The 15,397-nt window shown below is 61.5% G+C and carries 15 protein-coding genes and 1 tRNA gene; 4 read left to right on the top strand and 12 right to left on the bottom strand.

What is annotated here, in order from left to right; all coding sequences use genetic code 11:
• Positions 1-97: 97 nt before the first annotated feature.
• Positions 98-841, bottom strand: a complete 744-nt coding sequence (locus NW826_RS12115) for a low-complexity tail membrane protein (RefSeq protein ID WP_414332513.1) — start codon at positions 839-841, stop codon at positions 98-100.
• A 35-nt stretch (positions 842-876) separates the two neighbouring features.
• Positions 877-1,095, bottom strand: a complete 219-nt coding sequence (locus NW826_RS12120; RefSeq protein WP_414332511.1) for an NAD(P)H dehydrogenase subunit NdhS — start codon at positions 1,093-1,095, stop codon at positions 877-879.
• A 104-nt stretch (positions 1,096-1,199) separates the two neighbouring features.
• Here NW826_RS12120 and NW826_RS12125 point away from each other — a divergent pair, with 104 nt between their 5' ends.
• Positions 1,200-1,790, top strand: a complete 591-nt coding sequence (locus tag NW826_RS12125) for an FHA domain-containing protein (protein ID WP_414510254.1) — start codon at positions 1,200-1,202, stop codon at positions 1,788-1,790.
• 1 nt (position 1,791) lies between these two features.
• On the opposite strand, the gene NW826_RS12130 is transcribed toward NW826_RS12125, so the two are convergent.
• From NW826_RS12130 to NW826_RS12155, 6 genes are all read right to left on the bottom strand, one after another.
• Positions 1,792-3,240 carry a cation:proton antiporter gene (locus NW826_RS12130; protein WP_414332577.1) on the bottom strand — a complete coding sequence of 483 codons (1,449 nt, stop codon included), beginning with the start codon at positions 3,238-3,240 and terminating at the stop codon, positions 1,792-1,794.
• A 338-nt stretch (positions 3,241-3,578) separates the two neighbouring features.
• The gene (gene pth, locus NW826_RS12135; protein WP_414510255.1) at positions 3,579-4,250 is read right to left on the bottom strand and encodes an aminoacyl-tRNA hydrolase; all 672 of its coding nucleotides are present in this window, start codon (positions 4,248-4,250) and stop codon (positions 3,579-3,581) included.
• Positions 4,251-4,502: 252 nt separating this feature from the next.
• Positions 4,503-4,574 (bottom strand) — tRNA-Met (locus NW826_RS12140).
• 102 nt (positions 4,575-4,676) lie between these two features.
• On the bottom strand, positions 4,677-6,131 hold the full coding sequence (locus NW826_RS12145; protein WP_414332507.1) for a DASH family cryptochrome: 1,455 nt from the start codon (positions 6,129-6,131) through the stop codon (positions 4,677-4,679).
• Between the two features lie 12 nt (positions 6,132-6,143).
• Entirely contained in the window at positions 6,144-6,458 is a 315-nt protein-coding gene (locus NW826_RS12150; RefSeq protein WP_414332505.1) for an HU family DNA-binding protein, read from the bottom strand.
• A 38-nt stretch (positions 6,459-6,496) separates the two neighbouring features.
• Complete coding sequence (locus NW826_RS12155; RefSeq protein WP_414510256.1) at positions 6,497-6,772, bottom strand: cytochrome b6f subunit family protein; 276 nt, start codon at positions 6,770-6,772, stop codon at positions 6,497-6,499.
• 74 nt (positions 6,773-6,846) lie between these two features.
• Here NW826_RS12155 and NW826_RS12160 point away from each other — a divergent pair, with 74 nt between their 5' ends.
• Positions 6,847-7,290, top strand: coding sequence for an ATP-binding protein (locus NW826_RS12160; RefSeq protein ID WP_414332501.1), 444 nt, complete (start codon positions 6,847-6,849; stop codon positions 7,288-7,290).
• Between the two features lie 3 nt (positions 7,291-7,293).
• On the opposite strand, the gene NW826_RS12165 is transcribed toward NW826_RS12160, so the two are convergent.
• The 3 genes from NW826_RS12165 to NW826_RS12175 all read right to left on the bottom strand — a co-directional run bounded on the left by NW826_RS12165 (position 7,294) and on the right by NW826_RS12175 (position 9,614).
• Positions 7,294-8,961 (bottom strand): DUF3352 domain-containing protein, encoded by a 1,668-nt coding sequence (locus NW826_RS12165; protein ID WP_414510257.1) that lies wholly within the window; start codon positions 8,959-8,961, stop codon positions 7,294-7,296.
• Positions 8,962-9,045: 84 nt separating this feature from the next.
• Positions 9,046-9,237 (bottom strand): hypothetical protein, encoded by a 192-nt coding sequence (locus NW826_RS12170; protein WP_414337076.1) that lies wholly within the window; start codon positions 9,235-9,237, stop codon positions 9,046-9,048.
• Positions 9,238-9,251: 14 nt separating this feature from the next.
• Entirely contained in the window at positions 9,252-9,614 is a 363-nt protein-coding gene (locus NW826_RS12175) for a hypothetical protein (RefSeq protein ID WP_414510258.1), read from the bottom strand.
• Between the two features lie 156 nt (positions 9,615-9,770).
• On the opposite strand from NW826_RS12175, the gene NW826_RS12180 reads away from it, so the two are divergent.
• Together NW826_RS12180 and NW826_RS12185 are read left to right on the top strand one after the other, a co-directional pair.
• Positions 9,771-11,123, top strand: coding sequence for a histidine phosphatase family protein (locus NW826_RS12180; RefSeq protein ID WP_414332493.1), 1,353 nt, complete (start codon positions 9,771-9,773; stop codon positions 11,121-11,123).
• 2 nt (positions 11,124-11,125) lie between these two features.
• Positions 11,126-12,478 (top strand): dihydroorotase, encoded by a 1,353-nt coding sequence (locus tag NW826_RS12185; RefSeq protein WP_414348184.1) that lies wholly within the window; start codon positions 11,126-11,128, stop codon positions 12,476-12,478.
• Here the strand turns inward: NW826_RS12185 and ileS are convergent.
• Entirely contained in the window at positions 12,461-15,226 is a 2,766-nt protein-coding gene (gene ileS, locus NW826_RS12190; protein ID WP_414510276.1) for an isoleucine--tRNA ligase, read from the bottom strand. The genes NW826_RS12185 and ileS overlap by 18 nt on opposite strands.
• Positions 15,227-15,397 lie beyond the last annotated feature (171 nt).

The following is a 15,397-nucleotide window of genomic DNA, read 5'->3' on the forward strand; positions in this document are numbered from 1 at the left end:
GCCGGTGCGGTAGCCTCGAAGATCAGGGGAATGCCGATGGTTCGGTTTCACAGTGTGTTGTCTGGATTGACTCCAATCTAACATCGAGCCACAACCCTTAGGTGGGATCGAGGGGAGTTTCAGGGGCCGGCAGGGCAACTTCTGCGGAGGGATCCCGTTTCTGGGATTCGGGTCGTGGGTCTCCTGCCACTTCATTGCCTTGACTGCCTTTAACCTTGTCTCCTGGTTTTTTCAAGTCGCCTTCAGAGAGGTGGCGCAGCAGCCGTTGCAGCAGCGGGATGTGGCGATCGCCGACGACGGAGAAGCGGCTCTCGATCTCCTCAGCAGGGATGGGATCCAGTTGGGCCAGCTCCGGCTCGCTGAGGAGGAGCACCCGTATGGCGGCAAGGGGGATCTGCAAGAACAGGTTGGCCCCCCAAAATCCAAAGGCGGCTACGGCCAGGCCGGCTAAGCGGGTGCCGTTGCCAGGGGTGAGGGGGGCAAAGAGGGGGGCAAAGTCGTAAAGGCGCTCACCGATTTCCAGCATCAGGATTGCCGCCAACAGCGTCAAGATCTTGTGTTCGGGGCTGAGGAAGGCAGCCAAGATGCGGCGTTGGTCGGGGGTGAGTTCCTCTGGGGGAACAGAGGCCACCAACAGGCTGAAGATGTCGAACGGTTTGCGCCACTGCATGGCAAAGACCGGCGCAATGCCCACCACAGCTACCCAAGCTTGCTCCACCCCCACCGGGAGGAGGGGATCCCCCGTGGCCAGCCCGATCAAGGTCAGCCCCACCCACAGGGGGAAGGCAAGGATCCCGGCGGCGTGGATCCAGAGGAAAGGTTCCTGCCAATGGCTGCGCATGGGTGGGTTCTGGGGGGATCGGAAAAAGAACAGAGCTAGGGGCGGGATTTGTCGATCACTTCCAGTTCTGTGAGGCGGAAGGTGACCAATTTATCCCAGTTGCCGCCTTCAAAGAGAACGGCGGCGTGGTCGTCGGTAACCCGCTGCACTTGTCCTTCAAAGAGGTAGTAGGTGTCGTTGGGATTGATGACCCGCACGGCAACGCCGGGGTAGATGGGGGGCAGGTCTTGGAGAAGAGATGGAGTTGCAGTCATGGTTGCTGTTAACAATCCTTACCGGTGGGGAAACCCTACCCTATCATTATGGGGGAAAGGCCCTCTCTTGCCGAGCCTTTCTCTGGCAAAGCAGACCCCAGACAATGTCTACCGACGCAAAGTCTTTCCCATCCCAGGTTTGGCACGTGCTGGTCATCGATGATGAGCAGGGACGGCGGGCGGTGGCCCTCAGCGCGGCCACTTACTCCATCGGCAGGGATCCCGGCAACGCCATTGTCATCCATTCGACGGCTGTTTCTCGGCAACATGCGCTGCTGCTGCGGCTACCCCAAAAAGACGGCCAGTACACCTACCGGCTGTTGGACGGCAATATCGAAGGCAAGCGCAGCACCAATGGCATCTCGGTAAACGGGCAGCAATGTTTGAGCTGGGATCTCAAGGACGGGGATCAGATCCAGTTGGGGGATCAGGTGCGGATGCAGTATTGCATTCGCCGGTTGTCGGACGAAGATTTTCAGCGATATCTCCAGTCGGTGAGCTTTCGCAGCGTGAAGACGGAGGTGGTGGATCGGCGCTCCACAACGATGCAGCGGTTTGAGCCGCCCTCGCTGCAGGTGATTTTGCCCCAAGAGGAGAGGACGGAGAAGGTTGAACACGTGGGCTCCCGCCGTCGCAACCCGTTGCGGCTGCTGTTCCAGACGCTCTGGGGGCGTTTGGGGAGAAAGCCGAGGTGATTTAACCCTCAGGAATGCCCACCTGCTCTGAGTCTGAGCGCGCTGATGGGGTTTCGACGCGGTCTTGCTCTGATGCTTCTGCCTGCAGATCCAGAAGGGAAGGAGGAGAGTCTGCTGCCCCGGGCAAGACTCCCCGCAGCCAGAGGGGGGCGATAAAGGTGGTGGCGATCACCATGACGATGATGCTGACGTCCAGGGCATCGGAGAGAACGCCGCTGGTGGATCCCACGCCGGCAAACACCAGGCCCACCTCGCCGCGCGGGATCATGCCCACGCCAATGGCATAGCGGTTGATGCCCGGCTTGCCGAACGCCCCCAGGCCGGCGGCCAGCTTGCCCACAATCGCAACGCCAATCAAGAAGACGGCAATGATCAGACCCTCGCGGTTGGCGGGGAGGGTGGGGTTGAGCACGCCGAGTTTGGTTCGGGCCCCGACGCAGACGAAGAAGATGGGCACCAGCAGGTCAGAGACGGGTTTGATCTGCTCTTCCAGCTCTTGCCGTTTCTCGGTTTCGGCCAGAATGAGGCCGGCGGCAAAAGCGCCCAAGATGGCCTCCAGGTGGATCACCTGGCCCACGTAGGCCAACAGAAAAGCCAGCACAAGGGCGGGCAAAAGCGGGTTGCCGCGGGTTCTTAGGTTGTTAAGGAGGGCTACAAAGTAGGGGCTGAGGAGGCGCCCCAAAACAATGGAGCCGACCAGAAAGACGATGGCGCTGACGATGATGAGGCCGATATCGGCTAGGTCAACCTCCCCGGTTTTGGCCAAGCCCGCCACCACGGCCAAGATGATGATGCCCAACACGTCGTCCAGGACGGCAGCGCCGATGATCACCTGCCCTTCGGGGGAGGTGAGTTTTTGCAGCTCGGCCAAGACGCGGGCGGTAATACCAATGCTGGTTGCTGTGAGGGCGGCCCCGGCAAATACCGCGGGGATGGTGGGCACATGAAACAGGTAGAGCAAGCCCAGTGTTCCCGCCAGGAAGGGCACAGCAACACCGATGACGGCTACGGCTGCGGCCTGGGGGCCGACTCGCAACAGCTCGGCCAGATCCGATTCGAGGCCAATTTCAAACAAGAGGATCACCACCCCGATTTCCGAGAGGGTGTCGATGATCTGGCTTTGGGCGGAGAACACGGGCACCAGGGATCCCTCGTCGAGGCCGGCAGTGGTTTGCAAAAATTGCATCAGGGCTGAGGATTGAGCCAAGGTATGCAGCTCTTGGCCGGAAACTGGCCCCTCTGGGAAGACGAGCAACCCCAGGGCAGAGGCTCCCACCATGACGCCCCCCAGCAACTCTCCCAGCACGGGGGGAAAACTCAGGCGAACGGCAATTTCTCCGGCAACGCGGCTGGCCAGGTAGATGACCACCAGAGACATCAGCACCGCTACCAGGATCAGAGGGGCAAGATTGGCGTCCACGGGAGCAGCAGCTTCGACGGCAAGCAACATGGGGTCCGGGCAATTCAACAGCAAGATCTCAACCTCAGGTGGACTGCTTTGGGTCTTGTTTTCGTCTTGGGCTGGCACGAGCAGCATCGCTTGGCCAGAAGACTGTTACAAAGGCTAACCCTCATCGGGATCCGCTTGCAACGCTTACATCGGCACTTTGTTCTGCTCAGGCCCATCTCTGTCGAGCGGAGCAGCCTGGAACTAGGCCCGGTTCCATCTGTAGATACTCCAGATAATTTAACACTTATCTGGAGTATCGCTTTCCCGACAGAATTGCCCGCTCTCTTGCCAGACAAGACCACACTCCCTCAAAACCGGCAATCGAGGGGAGCCACTTTTTAACCTTCGCACTTTGAGGTCGCCCGCTTCTCACGAAAAGTCCTGCTTGGGCCCAGGGGAGGATTTTGTCCATCTCGCTCGGACGTTGGCCCAGACAGATCTAGGGGATTAAACCGGTTCATGGCCGTCATCAGCCCCTCTTGCAAACAGCACTCCACCGCCTCTACCGCCGTATCCAACACCTGCTCCAGCACCTCTTGTTCTGCAGGGGCAAATCCACCCAACACATGGCCAATCACATCTTCGCTGCCCTTGGGTTTGCCCACCCCCAAGCGTAGCCGCGGCAACGCCTCGCTCCCCACGTGCTGAATGATGGACTTCATGCCGTTGTGTCCGCCGGCAGAGCCGGATCCCCGCAGTCGCAGGCGACCCAGGGGCAAGTCCATATCGTCGTACACCACCAACACCGCGGCGGGATCAAGTTTGTACCAGTCCAGCACTGCCCGCACCGCTTGGCCGGAACGGTTCATGTAGGTCTCCGGCTTGAGCAGGCGCCGCTTGCCCCCCAGAACAAAACCTTCTCCGTAGCTGCCTTGGAACCGCTTTTCCAAAACCAACGGGATCCCCCAGCGCTGCGCCAGCCGATCCAGCACCATAAAGCCGCAATTGTGGCGGGTATCGGCATATTGTGGGCCGGGATTGCCCAAACCCACAATAAGCTGCAAAGCCATCTCATCGGTTCCCTTGGTCTTGACCTGAGTCACAGCGCTTTTCGCCTCCTCGGGCTAGGTTATGTTGAGATTTCAGTTCCTTCGCCTGCTGCAAACTGGAGCAGCGGCAACAGCAAGCTCTGGTAATCCGGAACGGCCATCTGCAGAACCGATTCTCAAGGCAGGGATCCCAATATACTAACTAAGCCCCTACCGCAACCCAGCTATGGTGTCTGGCAGGCTGGGAAGCCTTGGACAAAGGTTGAGCGTGGATGGCTCAGGCGTGATTTGAACACGCGACCAAGGGCTTATGAGTCCCCTGCTCTACCGCTGAGCTACTGAGCCGAGACGGCGCTTAACTAGAATAGCACCGTTGGGCTGGAACTGCTTCTTGAAAAATCACCTCAGCCCCCTTTGCCCTCTTGGGAGAAATTGGGAAGCCAACGCTCACCGCGAGGCCAGGGCAGCTTCATAAACCCGTCGATTGGCCGCGAGGGATTTCTCCAGATCCACCACAGGACGAGGGTAGTCCACTCCCAAGCGAACCCCAAATTGCTTTTGCTCGGCAGCGGTGAGGCGATAGGGCTCGTGGATTTTGTCCCCTGGGATCCCGGCCAATTCCGGCAACCAGTGGCGCAGATAGTCTCCCTTGGGGTCGTACTCGCGAGATTGCTTGGGGATGTGGAAGTAGCGGAAGCCGCGGGCATCATTCCCTACACCGGCAGCGTAGTTCCAGTTGCCGTAGTTGCTGGCCACGTCGTAGTCGATCAACAACGACTCAAACCACTCAGCGCCCATGCGCCAGTCGATGCCCAGATTCTTGGTCAGAAAGCTGGCCACATTCTGCCGTCCCCGGTTGGACATAAAGCCGGTAGCCGCCAGCTCCCGCATGTTGGCATCCACCAAGGGGTAGCCCGTCTCGCCCCGGCACCACGCCTGAAAGCGGGGCCAATCCTGCTGCCAAGGGATGGGGATCCCCTGGATCCCAGAAGGACGGAACAGTTTAGCGCCGTGCTTGGCCAAGACAAACCGAAAATAATCTCGCCACAGCAGCTCGAAGACCAGCCAGTCGGTGGACTCATTGCGCACCCGCTCCTGTTCATAACGCTTGACTTCGGCATAGACGGTGCGAGGCGAGATACAGCCCAAGGCCAACCAAGCAGACAGCCGCGAGCTGTCGTTGGGATCCAACATGCCGTTGCGGGTTTCCTTGTAGATGCGCAGCCGATCCAGATCCCAAAAGTAGGTTTGCAGGCGGGCCTGGGCAGCGGTGCTCCCACCGGTGTAGGTGAAGCGGGCGCGGCGATCCGGCGGGGGCAAACTCAGCCCTAGCTCGGCCAGAGTAGGCAACGGGCCGGGATCCAACCCCGACGGCAGGGGGGGAAGAGAAGGAATGGGCAGGGGATCCCGGATGGGGGTGCTCCCCTCGACTTGCTTGCGAAAACGGGTGAACAGCTCCGGCAGTTGGGAAAGACCAAAGGGGAGATCCTCAGGGTGATAGAGGGTGTGGCCCCACTCCAGGTGCAACCGGATCCCCAGCAAAGCCTTCTCAACAGCAGCCGTCACCTCTGTCTCCTCGGTGCCCACCTCCTCATGGGCATAGACCGCCTTCACCCCCCACTCCCGTGCCAAGCTGGGGATCACCTGCTCCGGCTGGCCCCGGCGGATCACCAAATCCGAGCCGCGCGCCCGCAACTGCTGCCGCAGATCCGCCAAACTCTCCAGCAAAAACTGAGCGCGGAAAGGGCCGGTTCTGGGGCGGAGTACCAAGGAAGCCTGACCGAACTGGCGGGGATCCAAACAATACAAGGGAATCAGGGGAGATCCCTGTTGGCAAGCCCGCGTCAGCGGCTGGTGATCCAGCAGGCGCAAGTCGGTGCGAAACCAGAGCAGGACGGTCATTCTGCAGCTACCCTAGACGGATCCCGCAGACTCAGACTTAGGCGCCCGTCCCAGCTCAGGGCTGGGAACAAAATGGGGCACATTGGCAGCCGGGATGTAAATGGGAGCCTTGGTGCGCGGGTGGTAGGTTTGCCGGGCAGGACGATGGCGCAGCGAGAACGTGCCGAAGCGAGACAGCCGCACCGAACCGCCCTGGGCCAGGCATTGACTGATGCTATCCAGCATAGCCTCCAGAGCAGCAGCAGCCAGCTCCACCGTCAGGCCATCCACCTGGGCGGCCATCTGGCGGGCCAGCAAACGGCGATTCAAATGGGGAGGAGGAGCCACCAACCGACCGTCCAGACAACAGCAACACAGACAGGGGCCTAGAGCGCTTCCAGCTCGCTCTCGAAAAACCAGTGTCGAGAGCGATCAGGAAACTCCAAAACGTAGCCGACACCGCTGCCATCGACCACCCGCCGGGCCAGCACCACAGCCTCTTTGCCCACCAGAGCGCTGACATCTTCTTGCCCGCGATCCCGGACACAGCGAACTTTAACCTTGTCCCCAACTTTGATTGCCATAGCCGATTGGGCGTAACCGCGAAGAGACTCGTTACTCAAGATGGTACGGCAAAAGATCCCTTGCCGAGATCTGGTCACCCCTCTGCTGGGGTTGACACCGATGGGATTGCTAGAATGGGTGAAGAGCGCTGTGCCCCGGGAAGACTGCCTCCGTGATTGCCCTTTCCCTCAAACCCGCCCATTGCTCCTGGAGCGTTATCAGCTTTCCCTCCACCCTTTACACCCAACCGGTTCTCGATCTGTTGATCTCAAAAGTTCCTCCCCCTTGGCGGGCAGAGGTGCGCCTGGGCCTACAGGAAGCGATCATCAATGCCGTCCGCCACGGTAATGGCCTCGATCCCAACAAGAAAGTGATCATCGAGTACGCCAGCTCAGAGCCGTTTTACCAATGGCTGGTGCGGGATCAAGGACCTGGCTTTCGTCCCCAATGCAAGCTCAGCCGCTGCCAGCGCGGCATCTTGGAAACCGAAGAATCGGGCCGGGGAATGTTTCTGCTCACCCAAATCTTCGACTTTGTCGAGTGGAACGAAGCCGGCAACCAGGTCTATCTGGGCAAGTACATCCCCGCCAACTGCCGGGATCCCTGGATAGTCTGACCCTCAATACCACTGCCAAACCAGCTTGCCCATTTGGGTGATCTGGCGGCCCCGATCCGGGTAGGGAGCCTCAGAAACCGTCAGGGCCGTGGTGGCAAAGGCAAAGCGCGTGGACGACCATCCCTTAAGTAGCGTGCTTTCCAGCAGCAACCCCAGCGATCCATATCCATAGCCCAGATTGCGGTGGGGCAGAGGAGCCACCACCTTGCGCCAGGCGCGGTCGGCAGCTAAGGGGGGATCCGCGAGGGCCGCCTCCAAAGCCGCCAAGGAAGAGGCCAGGTAGGAATAGCCTTTGTGGTCGGCGTGATACACCTGCGCCAGCAACGGGATCCCTGGCGGCGTTTGGGGGAGAGACAGGGCTCCTTCTTCCCCGCTGACCTCCGGCGGCCCACCGCCAGGGATCTCCGCTCCAGAGGCGGAGCGGCTGGGCTGCAAAGGCTTGGGTTGAGCCCAAGCGGTGGCGGTGCCGCGCTGCATCGGGAGAGAAACCACCTGCCAGCCTTGGGCGCGCGCCCGCTCATCCAGGTCGGAACCCGGCTCGTCCGGCATCTTACCCACCCACAGCCAGGCCGGATCCCGGTCGCCGGGCAAAAGGGCAAAGGCAAACTCCCCCCGTTCTGGCAACAGACGTTGCCAGTCCAGCTTCACCTGAGATTGTAAGCGCTGCAGCCATTGGCCGGGATCCACCCGCCACCCCAGGGGGCTCAGAGGCCGGATCTGCCCCAAGCTCTGCCAAACCGAGGCCAGGTGAGCTCCAGAAACCAGCGCCAAGGTCTCGTCAGGCAGATGCTGAATGATCTCCGGACGAAAAGCTTCTGCCGCCGGCAAGAAGAACTCAGCAGGCGCACGCCAGAGGGCAGCACTTTCGGCCACCAAGCCCCGGAAGTTCACCCCCAGTCCCAGCCCCACTGCCTGCAACGTCAGCCCGTCCGGAGCAACCGCTTCCGGGTTTTGCCAGAAGGCCCAACCCACATGCGCCTCCTGCAGCGGCTCGATCACCTGCTGAAACAGGGGCTGAGCCACCAGAGACAACTGCGGCAATTGCCAAGCATCGATGGCAGCGCGAATGGCCGCCGGCTGCTCCGCCAACAACACGTACTGCTCGCCAAAAACAGCCGCCGAGAACCCCTCCAGGCCCGGAATCGGGCTGGACACCACCTGAATGCCCTTGTAAGTGTCCACCTGCACCGGTATCCCCGCCAAACTCTGCCGTTCCCACAACAGGTTCAGCTCAAATTGAGAGACTGCCCGATCCCGCGTCTCCAGGGCCACCAAAGTCCCCCCCTCCGGCAAGCTGGCCAAGAGCGTGCTTTTTCCCAGCCAGGGACGCACCTCCCGCTCAAAATCCAGAGCTGCCCCGGCCAGTACAGATCCCAGCCAACCCGGGCCTTCGGCGGAGAAAAACTTTTGCCATTGCTGACGGGCGGCGCGTCGTTGGGGGGCAGGGGTTGCAGCTTGCCAAAACGCTTGCACCTCGTCGAGGGGAACGGCCAACAGCAGCAAAGCCTCGGTAGAACGGGGGGCCAAACCCACAATCGGCGGCAGTTCCGGGTGGGCCAGCAACAAAGCCACCGGGCTGCGGGTGAGCAGCCACACGACAACCCACACCAGCATGGCGGCCAGAAGGCCCAACCCGATCAAGATCCCCCGCAGGAGTTGCCGTTGTCCCATATCCCCTCTCCAGCCTGACGGCAGCATTCCAGCACCGCCTAACCATCTTACCTGTGAGGGGAGAGTTGCTTGTCTCTCCTGGCCTCAGCCGGGATCTGACGAAGATGCTTCTGGCCGATTCTGCAACATCCAGGCCAAGTTATTGCCCGTCACCGCTCCATCTAGGGTGCTCCGGATCAGCAGCAAGGCCACTGCCGCCCAAACGTTTTCTGGCCAGTTCCCCAGCACCTGCTCTGCCAACTGGCCCAGCCCGAAGGCCGTGATCCACGTGGCCATCCACAGCCACGCCGTCACCTGAGCGCAGGGCCAGCCATTGCGCCAAGCCCAAAATCGCTCCTGCCACCACCACCCCCAGCCAAGCATTGCCCATTTGTTGCGTCAGCCACAGCCCAGCCCAGAGCAGTTGCGCCCACCCAGGCCACAGCCTGCTCCGTCGAGAGCAAAATCCGGGATCCCAGCGCCAGCCCCTGGCCGATCCCCACCCCCAGCCCGCGCGAAAAACCCAGCACCAGGCCCAAGAGCAGCAGCGGCGGACGGAAAAACTGACTCAACATCACCACGACCAAGGCAAAGAGCACCAGGCCGGCCCCCTGCCCCAACAACGTGGCGAATGTCCATTCCAGCCAAAACCTCTGCCAATGGGAACGCAGCATGGTAGCTCTCCTCCAAGGTGGCCAAGATGCCCTCACGATAAGCGGCAGCCAACCGAAACAACCCTCAGTCTGCAACCCAACCGGTAATTGGCCAAGGCAAGCACCGCCCAATGGCGATACTCTAGAAGGTGTTCATGAGTGGGTAAAGTGCAAGCGATGGCTCAGCCTGCCCTGCGCATCTTGATCGTGCGCCATGGTGAGAGCACCTTTAACCTGGAAAATCGCATTCAAGGCCGCTCCGATCTCTCTCGTCTGGCCCCCAGCGGAGCAGTGCAGGCGCAGCGCGTCGCCGCAGCCCTGGCCGGGATCCCGTTGGATTACGCCTATTGCAGTCCCCTTTCTCGCGCCCTCGATACCGCTCGCATCATCCTGAAAGAGCGAGAAGGGATCCCTCTGCAGATTACCGAGCAACTGCGAGAGATCGACCTGACGGCTTGGGAAGGGCTGACCTTTGCCGAGGTGAAGGAGAAATACCCCGAAGACTACCATCTGTGGCGGCACCATCCCGACAGCCTGGAGCTGCAGGGGCGCTTTCCGGTGCGGGATCTCTGGCAGCAGGCGCGGGAGTTTTGGCAAATGCTGGCCGAGCACTTGCAATCTGCTGCCCGAGCAGAGTCCGCCCCAAGCCAGACCCTCAATATCCTCGTTGTGGGCCACAGCGGCATCAATCGCGCCTTGGTCAGCACCGCCATTGGCCTGGGGCCACACCACTATCACCGTCTGGGGCAGGATAACTGCGCCATCAGCGTGCTCAATTTCCCTGAGGGCCTGCAGGGGCCGCCGCAACTGGAATCTTTGAACATCACTGCTCACCTCGGCCCAGCTCTGCCCAAGCGCAAGCAGGGGATCCGCATCTTGCTGGTGCGGCATGGGGAAACCCAATGGAACCGGGAGCGCCGTTTTCAGGGGCAGCGGGACATTCCCCTCAATGCCACCGGGGAAGAACAGGCAGCCAAGGTGGCAGAATTTTTGGCCACTCAACCCCTGCAACTGGCCTTCTCCAGCCCCCTGAAGCGCCCCTGGGCCACAGCCGACGCCATCTGCAGCAACCACAGCAACCTGATCTTGCGCCCCATGCCCGACTTGCAGGAGATCTGCCACGGCGACTGGGAGGGCAAGCTGCAGAGCGAAGTGGAAGCCGAATACCCCGGCGCGCTGGAGCGCTGGCAGCGGGATCCCGCCAGTGTGCAAATGCCCAACGGGGAAAACCTTGACCAGGTGTGGGCGCGGACTCGCTCGGCCTGGCAGGAGCTTTTGGCCATCACCGCCGCCCAATTTCCCCAAGGCACAGCGGTGGTTGTTGCCCACGACGCCATCAACAAGGCCATCATCTGTCAGTTGTTCGACCTTTCCCCACAAGCCTTTTGGATCTTCAAGCAGGGGAACGGTGCCATTACGGTGATCGACTACCCAGAAGGTAAAGAAGGCGCCCCGGTTTTAAAGGTGTTGAACCTCACCACCCACCTGTCCGGCCAGATCCTGGACTGCACCACCGCCGGAGCTTTGTGAAGATGGGGCCCTCTCTGTTCCCCCCTGAGCTGCTGGGAAAAGACGTGCGCCTCCGAGCAGTGCGCCTGCTGGATCCCTTGCGCCAGCGGGAGGAAGTGACCGACGTGTGGTTGCAGGAAGGTCGCCTCCGGGCCAGCGAGCCGGCAGGGATCCCTGCCGAGATCCCCACCCTTGATGGCTCCGGTTGGGTTCTAGGGCCGGGTTTGCTGGATCTGTACGCCCACAGCGGCGAGATGGTTGGCAACGGTCTATCCCACAGCCGCGAGACCCTGGCCTCTTTGGCTGCAGCGGCTTTGGCGGGAGGCTTCGCCCAGGTGGCGCTTCTGCCCGCCCCCCCGCCCGGAACCGGCTGGTTTCCGGTGCTGGATCGCCCAGAGCACCTGAACCGCTACCCCCGCCAACCTGGGGATCCCCGCTGGCTGCCCTTAGCTGCCCTGAGCGTGGGCGGCCAAGGAGAAACCCCGACCCCATGGGGAGAACTGGCGCAAGCAGGAGCGGTTGGCTTTGCGGAGGTTCAGCCGCTGCGCTCCTTGGCGCTGCTGCGGCGGGCTCTAGAATATCTGCGGCTGGAGAACAAGCCCCTGCTGCTTTGGGCCTGGGATCCCAGCTTGGCCGGGCAAGGCAGCCTCTACGAAGGGATCTGGGCGCTGCGCCTGGGGCTGAAAGGGATCCCTGCCAGTGCCGAAACAGCCGCTCTGGCCCGCCTGTTGGAGGTGATCAGAACTGTTCCTTCCCCCCCGCCGGTGCACATCATGCGCCTGAGCCAAGCCCGCAGCCTGGAGATGATCCAGCAAGCCCAAGCCGAAGGATTGCCGCTGACCGCCAGCACCTCCTGGATGCACCTGATCTTGTCCGAAGAAGCCGTCCGGGAGCACCGCTACGATCCCCACCTGCGTCTTTTGCCCCCCCTTCCCAGCGCCGCCGACCGCGCGGCTCTCGTCGCCGGGATCCGCTCCGGCAGCCTGGGGATCGCCACAGATCACCACCCCTACACCTATGAAGAGAAAACCCTGCCCTTTGCCGATGCTCCGCCAGGGGCGATGGGCCTGGAGCTGGCTCTGCCGCTGCTGTGGCAGCATCTGGTGGCAACCGGATCCCTGACCCCCCTGCAACTGTGGTCGGCCCTTAGCTTGTACCCGGCCCGCTGCCTCAACTTAGATCCGCCCACCCTCACCCCCCACAGCAACTGGGTGCTGTTTGATCCCGCCCACCCGTGGACGGTTTCTGCCGCCACCCTCCACTCCCGATCCCACGCCACTCCCTGGCTAGAGAAGCCCCTGCGCGGCAAGGTGTTGTACACGCATATCGAGCACGCTTGCAGCCAACCCACCCCGGCATTAAAACTCCCCAGCTAAGGCGGCTACACAGCGCTCGCACAGCTCTGGGTGTTCGGCAAACTCGCCCACGCGGGTGGAATAGTTCCAGCAGCGCACGCATTTTTTCCCGTCCGCCGGCTGAACGACAACCTGCAGGTCTTCCTCTCCAGGGTCGGCCTTGACCAGCTCGACTTGGGAAGTGATGAACAAGTAGCGCAGCTCTGCCGCCCGCTCTTCCAAGAGGGAGTACAGATGGGGATCCGTCACCTTCAAGATCAGTTTGGCCTCGGTGGAAGCGCCAATGAGCTTGTCGGTGCGGGCTTGCTCTAGGGCTTTGTTCACCTCCTGCCGCACCGCCCGCAGCTTTTCCCAAGTGGCCGCCAACTGGGGATCCCGCCACTGCTCCGGCAGCTGCATCCAGCCCCCTTCAAACACCGAGCGGGTAGGCTTGGGGTAGGGAAGGTAGCTCCAGATCTCTTCTGCGAGGTGGGAGAGCACGGGGGCGATGGCCTTGGCCAAGTTCTCCAGCAACAGCGACAGCACCGTCTGACATTGCCGCCGCCGCCGGCTGCGGGCGTGGCTGATGTAGAGGCGATCCTTGCCGATATCCAAGTAGAAGTTGGAGAGATCCACCACGCAGAAGTTCTGAACCGCCTGGAAAAAGCGGTAGAACTGGTAGCTTTCAAAAGATTCAGTGATTTCCTCTCCCACCTCCTGCAGGCGGTGCAAGATGTAGCGATCCAACTCCGTCAACGCTTCAAAAGGAACAGCATCCTGCGCTGGGTTGAAATCATAAAGGTTGCTCAGCAGAAAGCGGGCCGTGTTGCGGATCTTGCGGTATATGTCCGCCATCTGCCCAAGGATGGTCTTGCCTATCGGCACATCGCCGGAGTAGTCCACACTGGAGACCCACAGCCGCAGCACATCGGCGCCATAGGCGGGATCCGTCTGGGGGTTGCTGCCGCCGTTGATGAGCACCAGGGGATCGATAACGTTGCCCAGGGATTTGCTCATTTTTTGGCCCTTTTCGTCCAGCACAAAGCCGTGGGTGAGCACTGCTTTGTAGGGGGCACAGCCATTGACGGCCACGGAAGTCAGCAAGCTGGACTGGAACCAGCCCCGGTGCTGGTCGGAACCTTCCAGGTAGAGATCCACCGGGTAGCCCAGCCCCTGGGCCTTGGCCACCGCCGCCCAGGAGGAGCCGGAGTCAAACCAGACATCCATGGTGTCTGTGCCCTTGCGGTAGGTGCGGCCATTGCGGCGGTACTGCTCCGGCAGCAACTCTTCCACCGGGCGCTTCCACCAGGCGTCGGATCCCTCCTGGGCAAAGATGGCTTTGATGTGCTCGAGGGTTTCGGCCGTGAGCAGAACCTCGCCCGTCTCTTCGTCGTAGAAAACAGGGATGGGCACACCCCAAGCCCGCTGGCGGGAGATACACCAGTCGGAGCGCTCTTTGACCATGGCGGTGATGCGGTTTTCCCCTTCCGGCGGGATCCAGTTCACGGTTTTGATGGACTGTAGGGCCAGCTCTCGGAAGCCGGCTACAGACGCAAACCACTGCTCCGTGGCCCGGAAGATGGTCGGCTCCTTGGTGCGCCAGTCGTAGGGATATTTGTGGTTGTAGGGTTCTTCCTTGAGCAGGGCGCCGGCAGCCTGCAAGGCTTTGATCACGGCAAGGTTGCCGCTGGCCTCCGGCTTTTTGGAGAGCACATCCAGCCCGACAAACTGGGATCCGGCCTCGGCGGTGAATCTCCCCTGCTCGTCCACAGGGCTGAGGATGGGCAGGCCGTACTTTTGGCCGGTCTTGAAGTCGTCTTCCCCGTGGCCTGGTGCCGTGTGGACAATGCCGGTGCCGGACTCGGTGGTGACGTAGTCCCCCAAAACACAGAGGCTGGCACGGTCAAAGAGGGGGTGGCGTCCCTGGCAGTATTCTAAGGCGGATCCTGGCAGCGTGGCCTTGACCTCTAAGGGGGTCTCCAGGACTTTTCCCAGCCGCTCTCGCAGATCGGCAGCAATCAACAGCAGGCCGAAGCGGGGAGACTCCACCACCGCATAGGTGAGCTTGGGGTTGAAACAGAGGGCCAGGTTGGCCGGGATCGTCCACGGGGTAGTGGTCCAGATGGCCACCCGCAAGCCCGGCAGAAAAGGCTCCAAAACCGGCTGCGCCGCCGGGCTGAGGCTCTGCAGAGGAAAAGCCACGTAGATGCTGGGGGAGACGTGGTTGTCGGGATATTCCAGCTCTGCTTCCGCCAGGGCCGTCTGCGAGCTGGGGCTCCAGTGGACGGGCTTGAGGCCGCGGTAGATGTAGCCTTTGAGGGCCATCTGGCCAAACACCTCGATCTGGGCTGCCTCGTACTCCGGCGAGAGGGTCAGGTAGGGCCGATCCCAGGATCCCCATACCCCCAGCCGCTGAAAGCTGGCCCGCTGCACGTTGACGTAGTGCAGGGCGTACTCTCTGGCCTTTTGCCGCAGTTGCAGGGGGGTGAGGCTTTCCCGCTCCTGGGGGGAGAGGCTTTGCAACACCTTTAGCTCAATGGGCAGGCCGTGGCAATCCCAGCCGGGCACATAGCGCACCTTGCGCCCCCGCAGAATGTGGTACTTGTTCACAATGTCTTTGAGAATCTTGTTGAGGGTGGTGCCCATGTGGATGTCGCCATTGGCATAGGGCGGCCCATCGTGCAACACAAAGGGATCCCCGGGATTGGTTTCCGACAGACGCTGATAGATCTGTTCTTCCTGCCAAAAGGCTTGGATGGCGGGCTCCCTCTTGGCGGCCTCCGCCCGCATGGGAAACTGAGTTTGCGGCAGGTTGAGGGTACTTTTGTAGTCCACGGCAATTTGAGCAGGCTAAAGGGCGTCCTTCTATCCTACGCTGTTGCTCTCTCCTCAGCGGTGTCTCCTGAGATCCCCTTCATTGAAGCCCTTTTGGGGAGAAGGGATCCGGCCCGCCACCTTGGT

It is taken from the genome of Synechococcus sp. OH20 (assembly GCF_047502685.1).
Lineage (GTDB): Bacteria > Cyanobacteriota > Cyanobacteriia > Thermostichales > Thermostichaceae > Thermostichus.

What these genes read in the sequence shown, in the direction of transcription:
- NW826_RS12115 (WP_414332513.1), bottom strand. Translation starts at nt 841, where the DNA reads ATGCGCAGCCATTGGCAGGAACCTTTCCTCTGGATCCACGCCGCCGGG.
- NW826_RS12120 (WP_414332511.1), bottom strand. Translation starts at nt 1,095, where the DNA reads ATGACTGCAACTCCATCTCTTCTCCAAGACCTGCCCCCCATCTACCCC.
- NW826_RS12125 (WP_414510254.1), top strand. Translation starts at nt 1,200, where the DNA reads ATGTCTACCGACGCAAAGTCTTTCCCATCCCAGGTTTGGCACGTGCTG.
- NW826_RS12130 (WP_414332577.1), bottom strand. Translation starts at nt 3,240, where the DNA reads ATGTTGCTTGCCGTCGAAGCTGCTGCTCCCGTGGACGCCAATCTTGCC.
- pth (WP_414510255.1), bottom strand. Translation starts at nt 4,250, where the DNA reads ATGGCTTTGCAGCTTATTGTGGGTTTGGGCAATCCCGGCCCACAATAT.
- NW826_RS12145 (WP_414332507.1), bottom strand. Translation starts at nt 6,131, where the DNA reads ATGACCGTCCTGCTCTGGTTTCGCACCGACTTGCGCCTGCTGGATCAC.
- NW826_RS12165 (WP_414510257.1), bottom strand. Translation starts at nt 8,961, where the DNA reads ATGGGACAACGGCAACTCCTGCGGGGGATCTTGATCGGGTTGGGCCTT.
- NW826_RS12170 (WP_414337076.1), bottom strand. Translation starts at nt 9,237, where the DNA reads ATGGCCACGTGGATCACGGCCTTCGGGCTGGGCCAGTTGGCAGAGCAG.
- NW826_RS12175 (WP_414510258.1), bottom strand. Translation starts at nt 9,614, where the DNA reads ATGCTGCGTTCCCATTGGCAGAGGTTTTGGCTGGAATGGACATTCGCC.
- NW826_RS12180 (WP_414332493.1), top strand. Translation starts at nt 9,771, where the DNA reads ATGGCTCAGCCTGCCCTGCGCATCTTGATCGTGCGCCATGGTGAGAGC.
- NW826_RS12185 (WP_414348184.1), top strand. Translation starts at nt 11,126, where the DNA reads ATGGGGCCCTCTCTGTTCCCCCCTGAGCTGCTGGGAAAAGACGTGCGC.
- ileS (WP_414510276.1), bottom strand. Translation starts at nt 15,226, where the DNA reads ATGCGGGCGGAGGCCGCCAAGAGGGAGCCCGCCATCCAAGCCTTTTGG.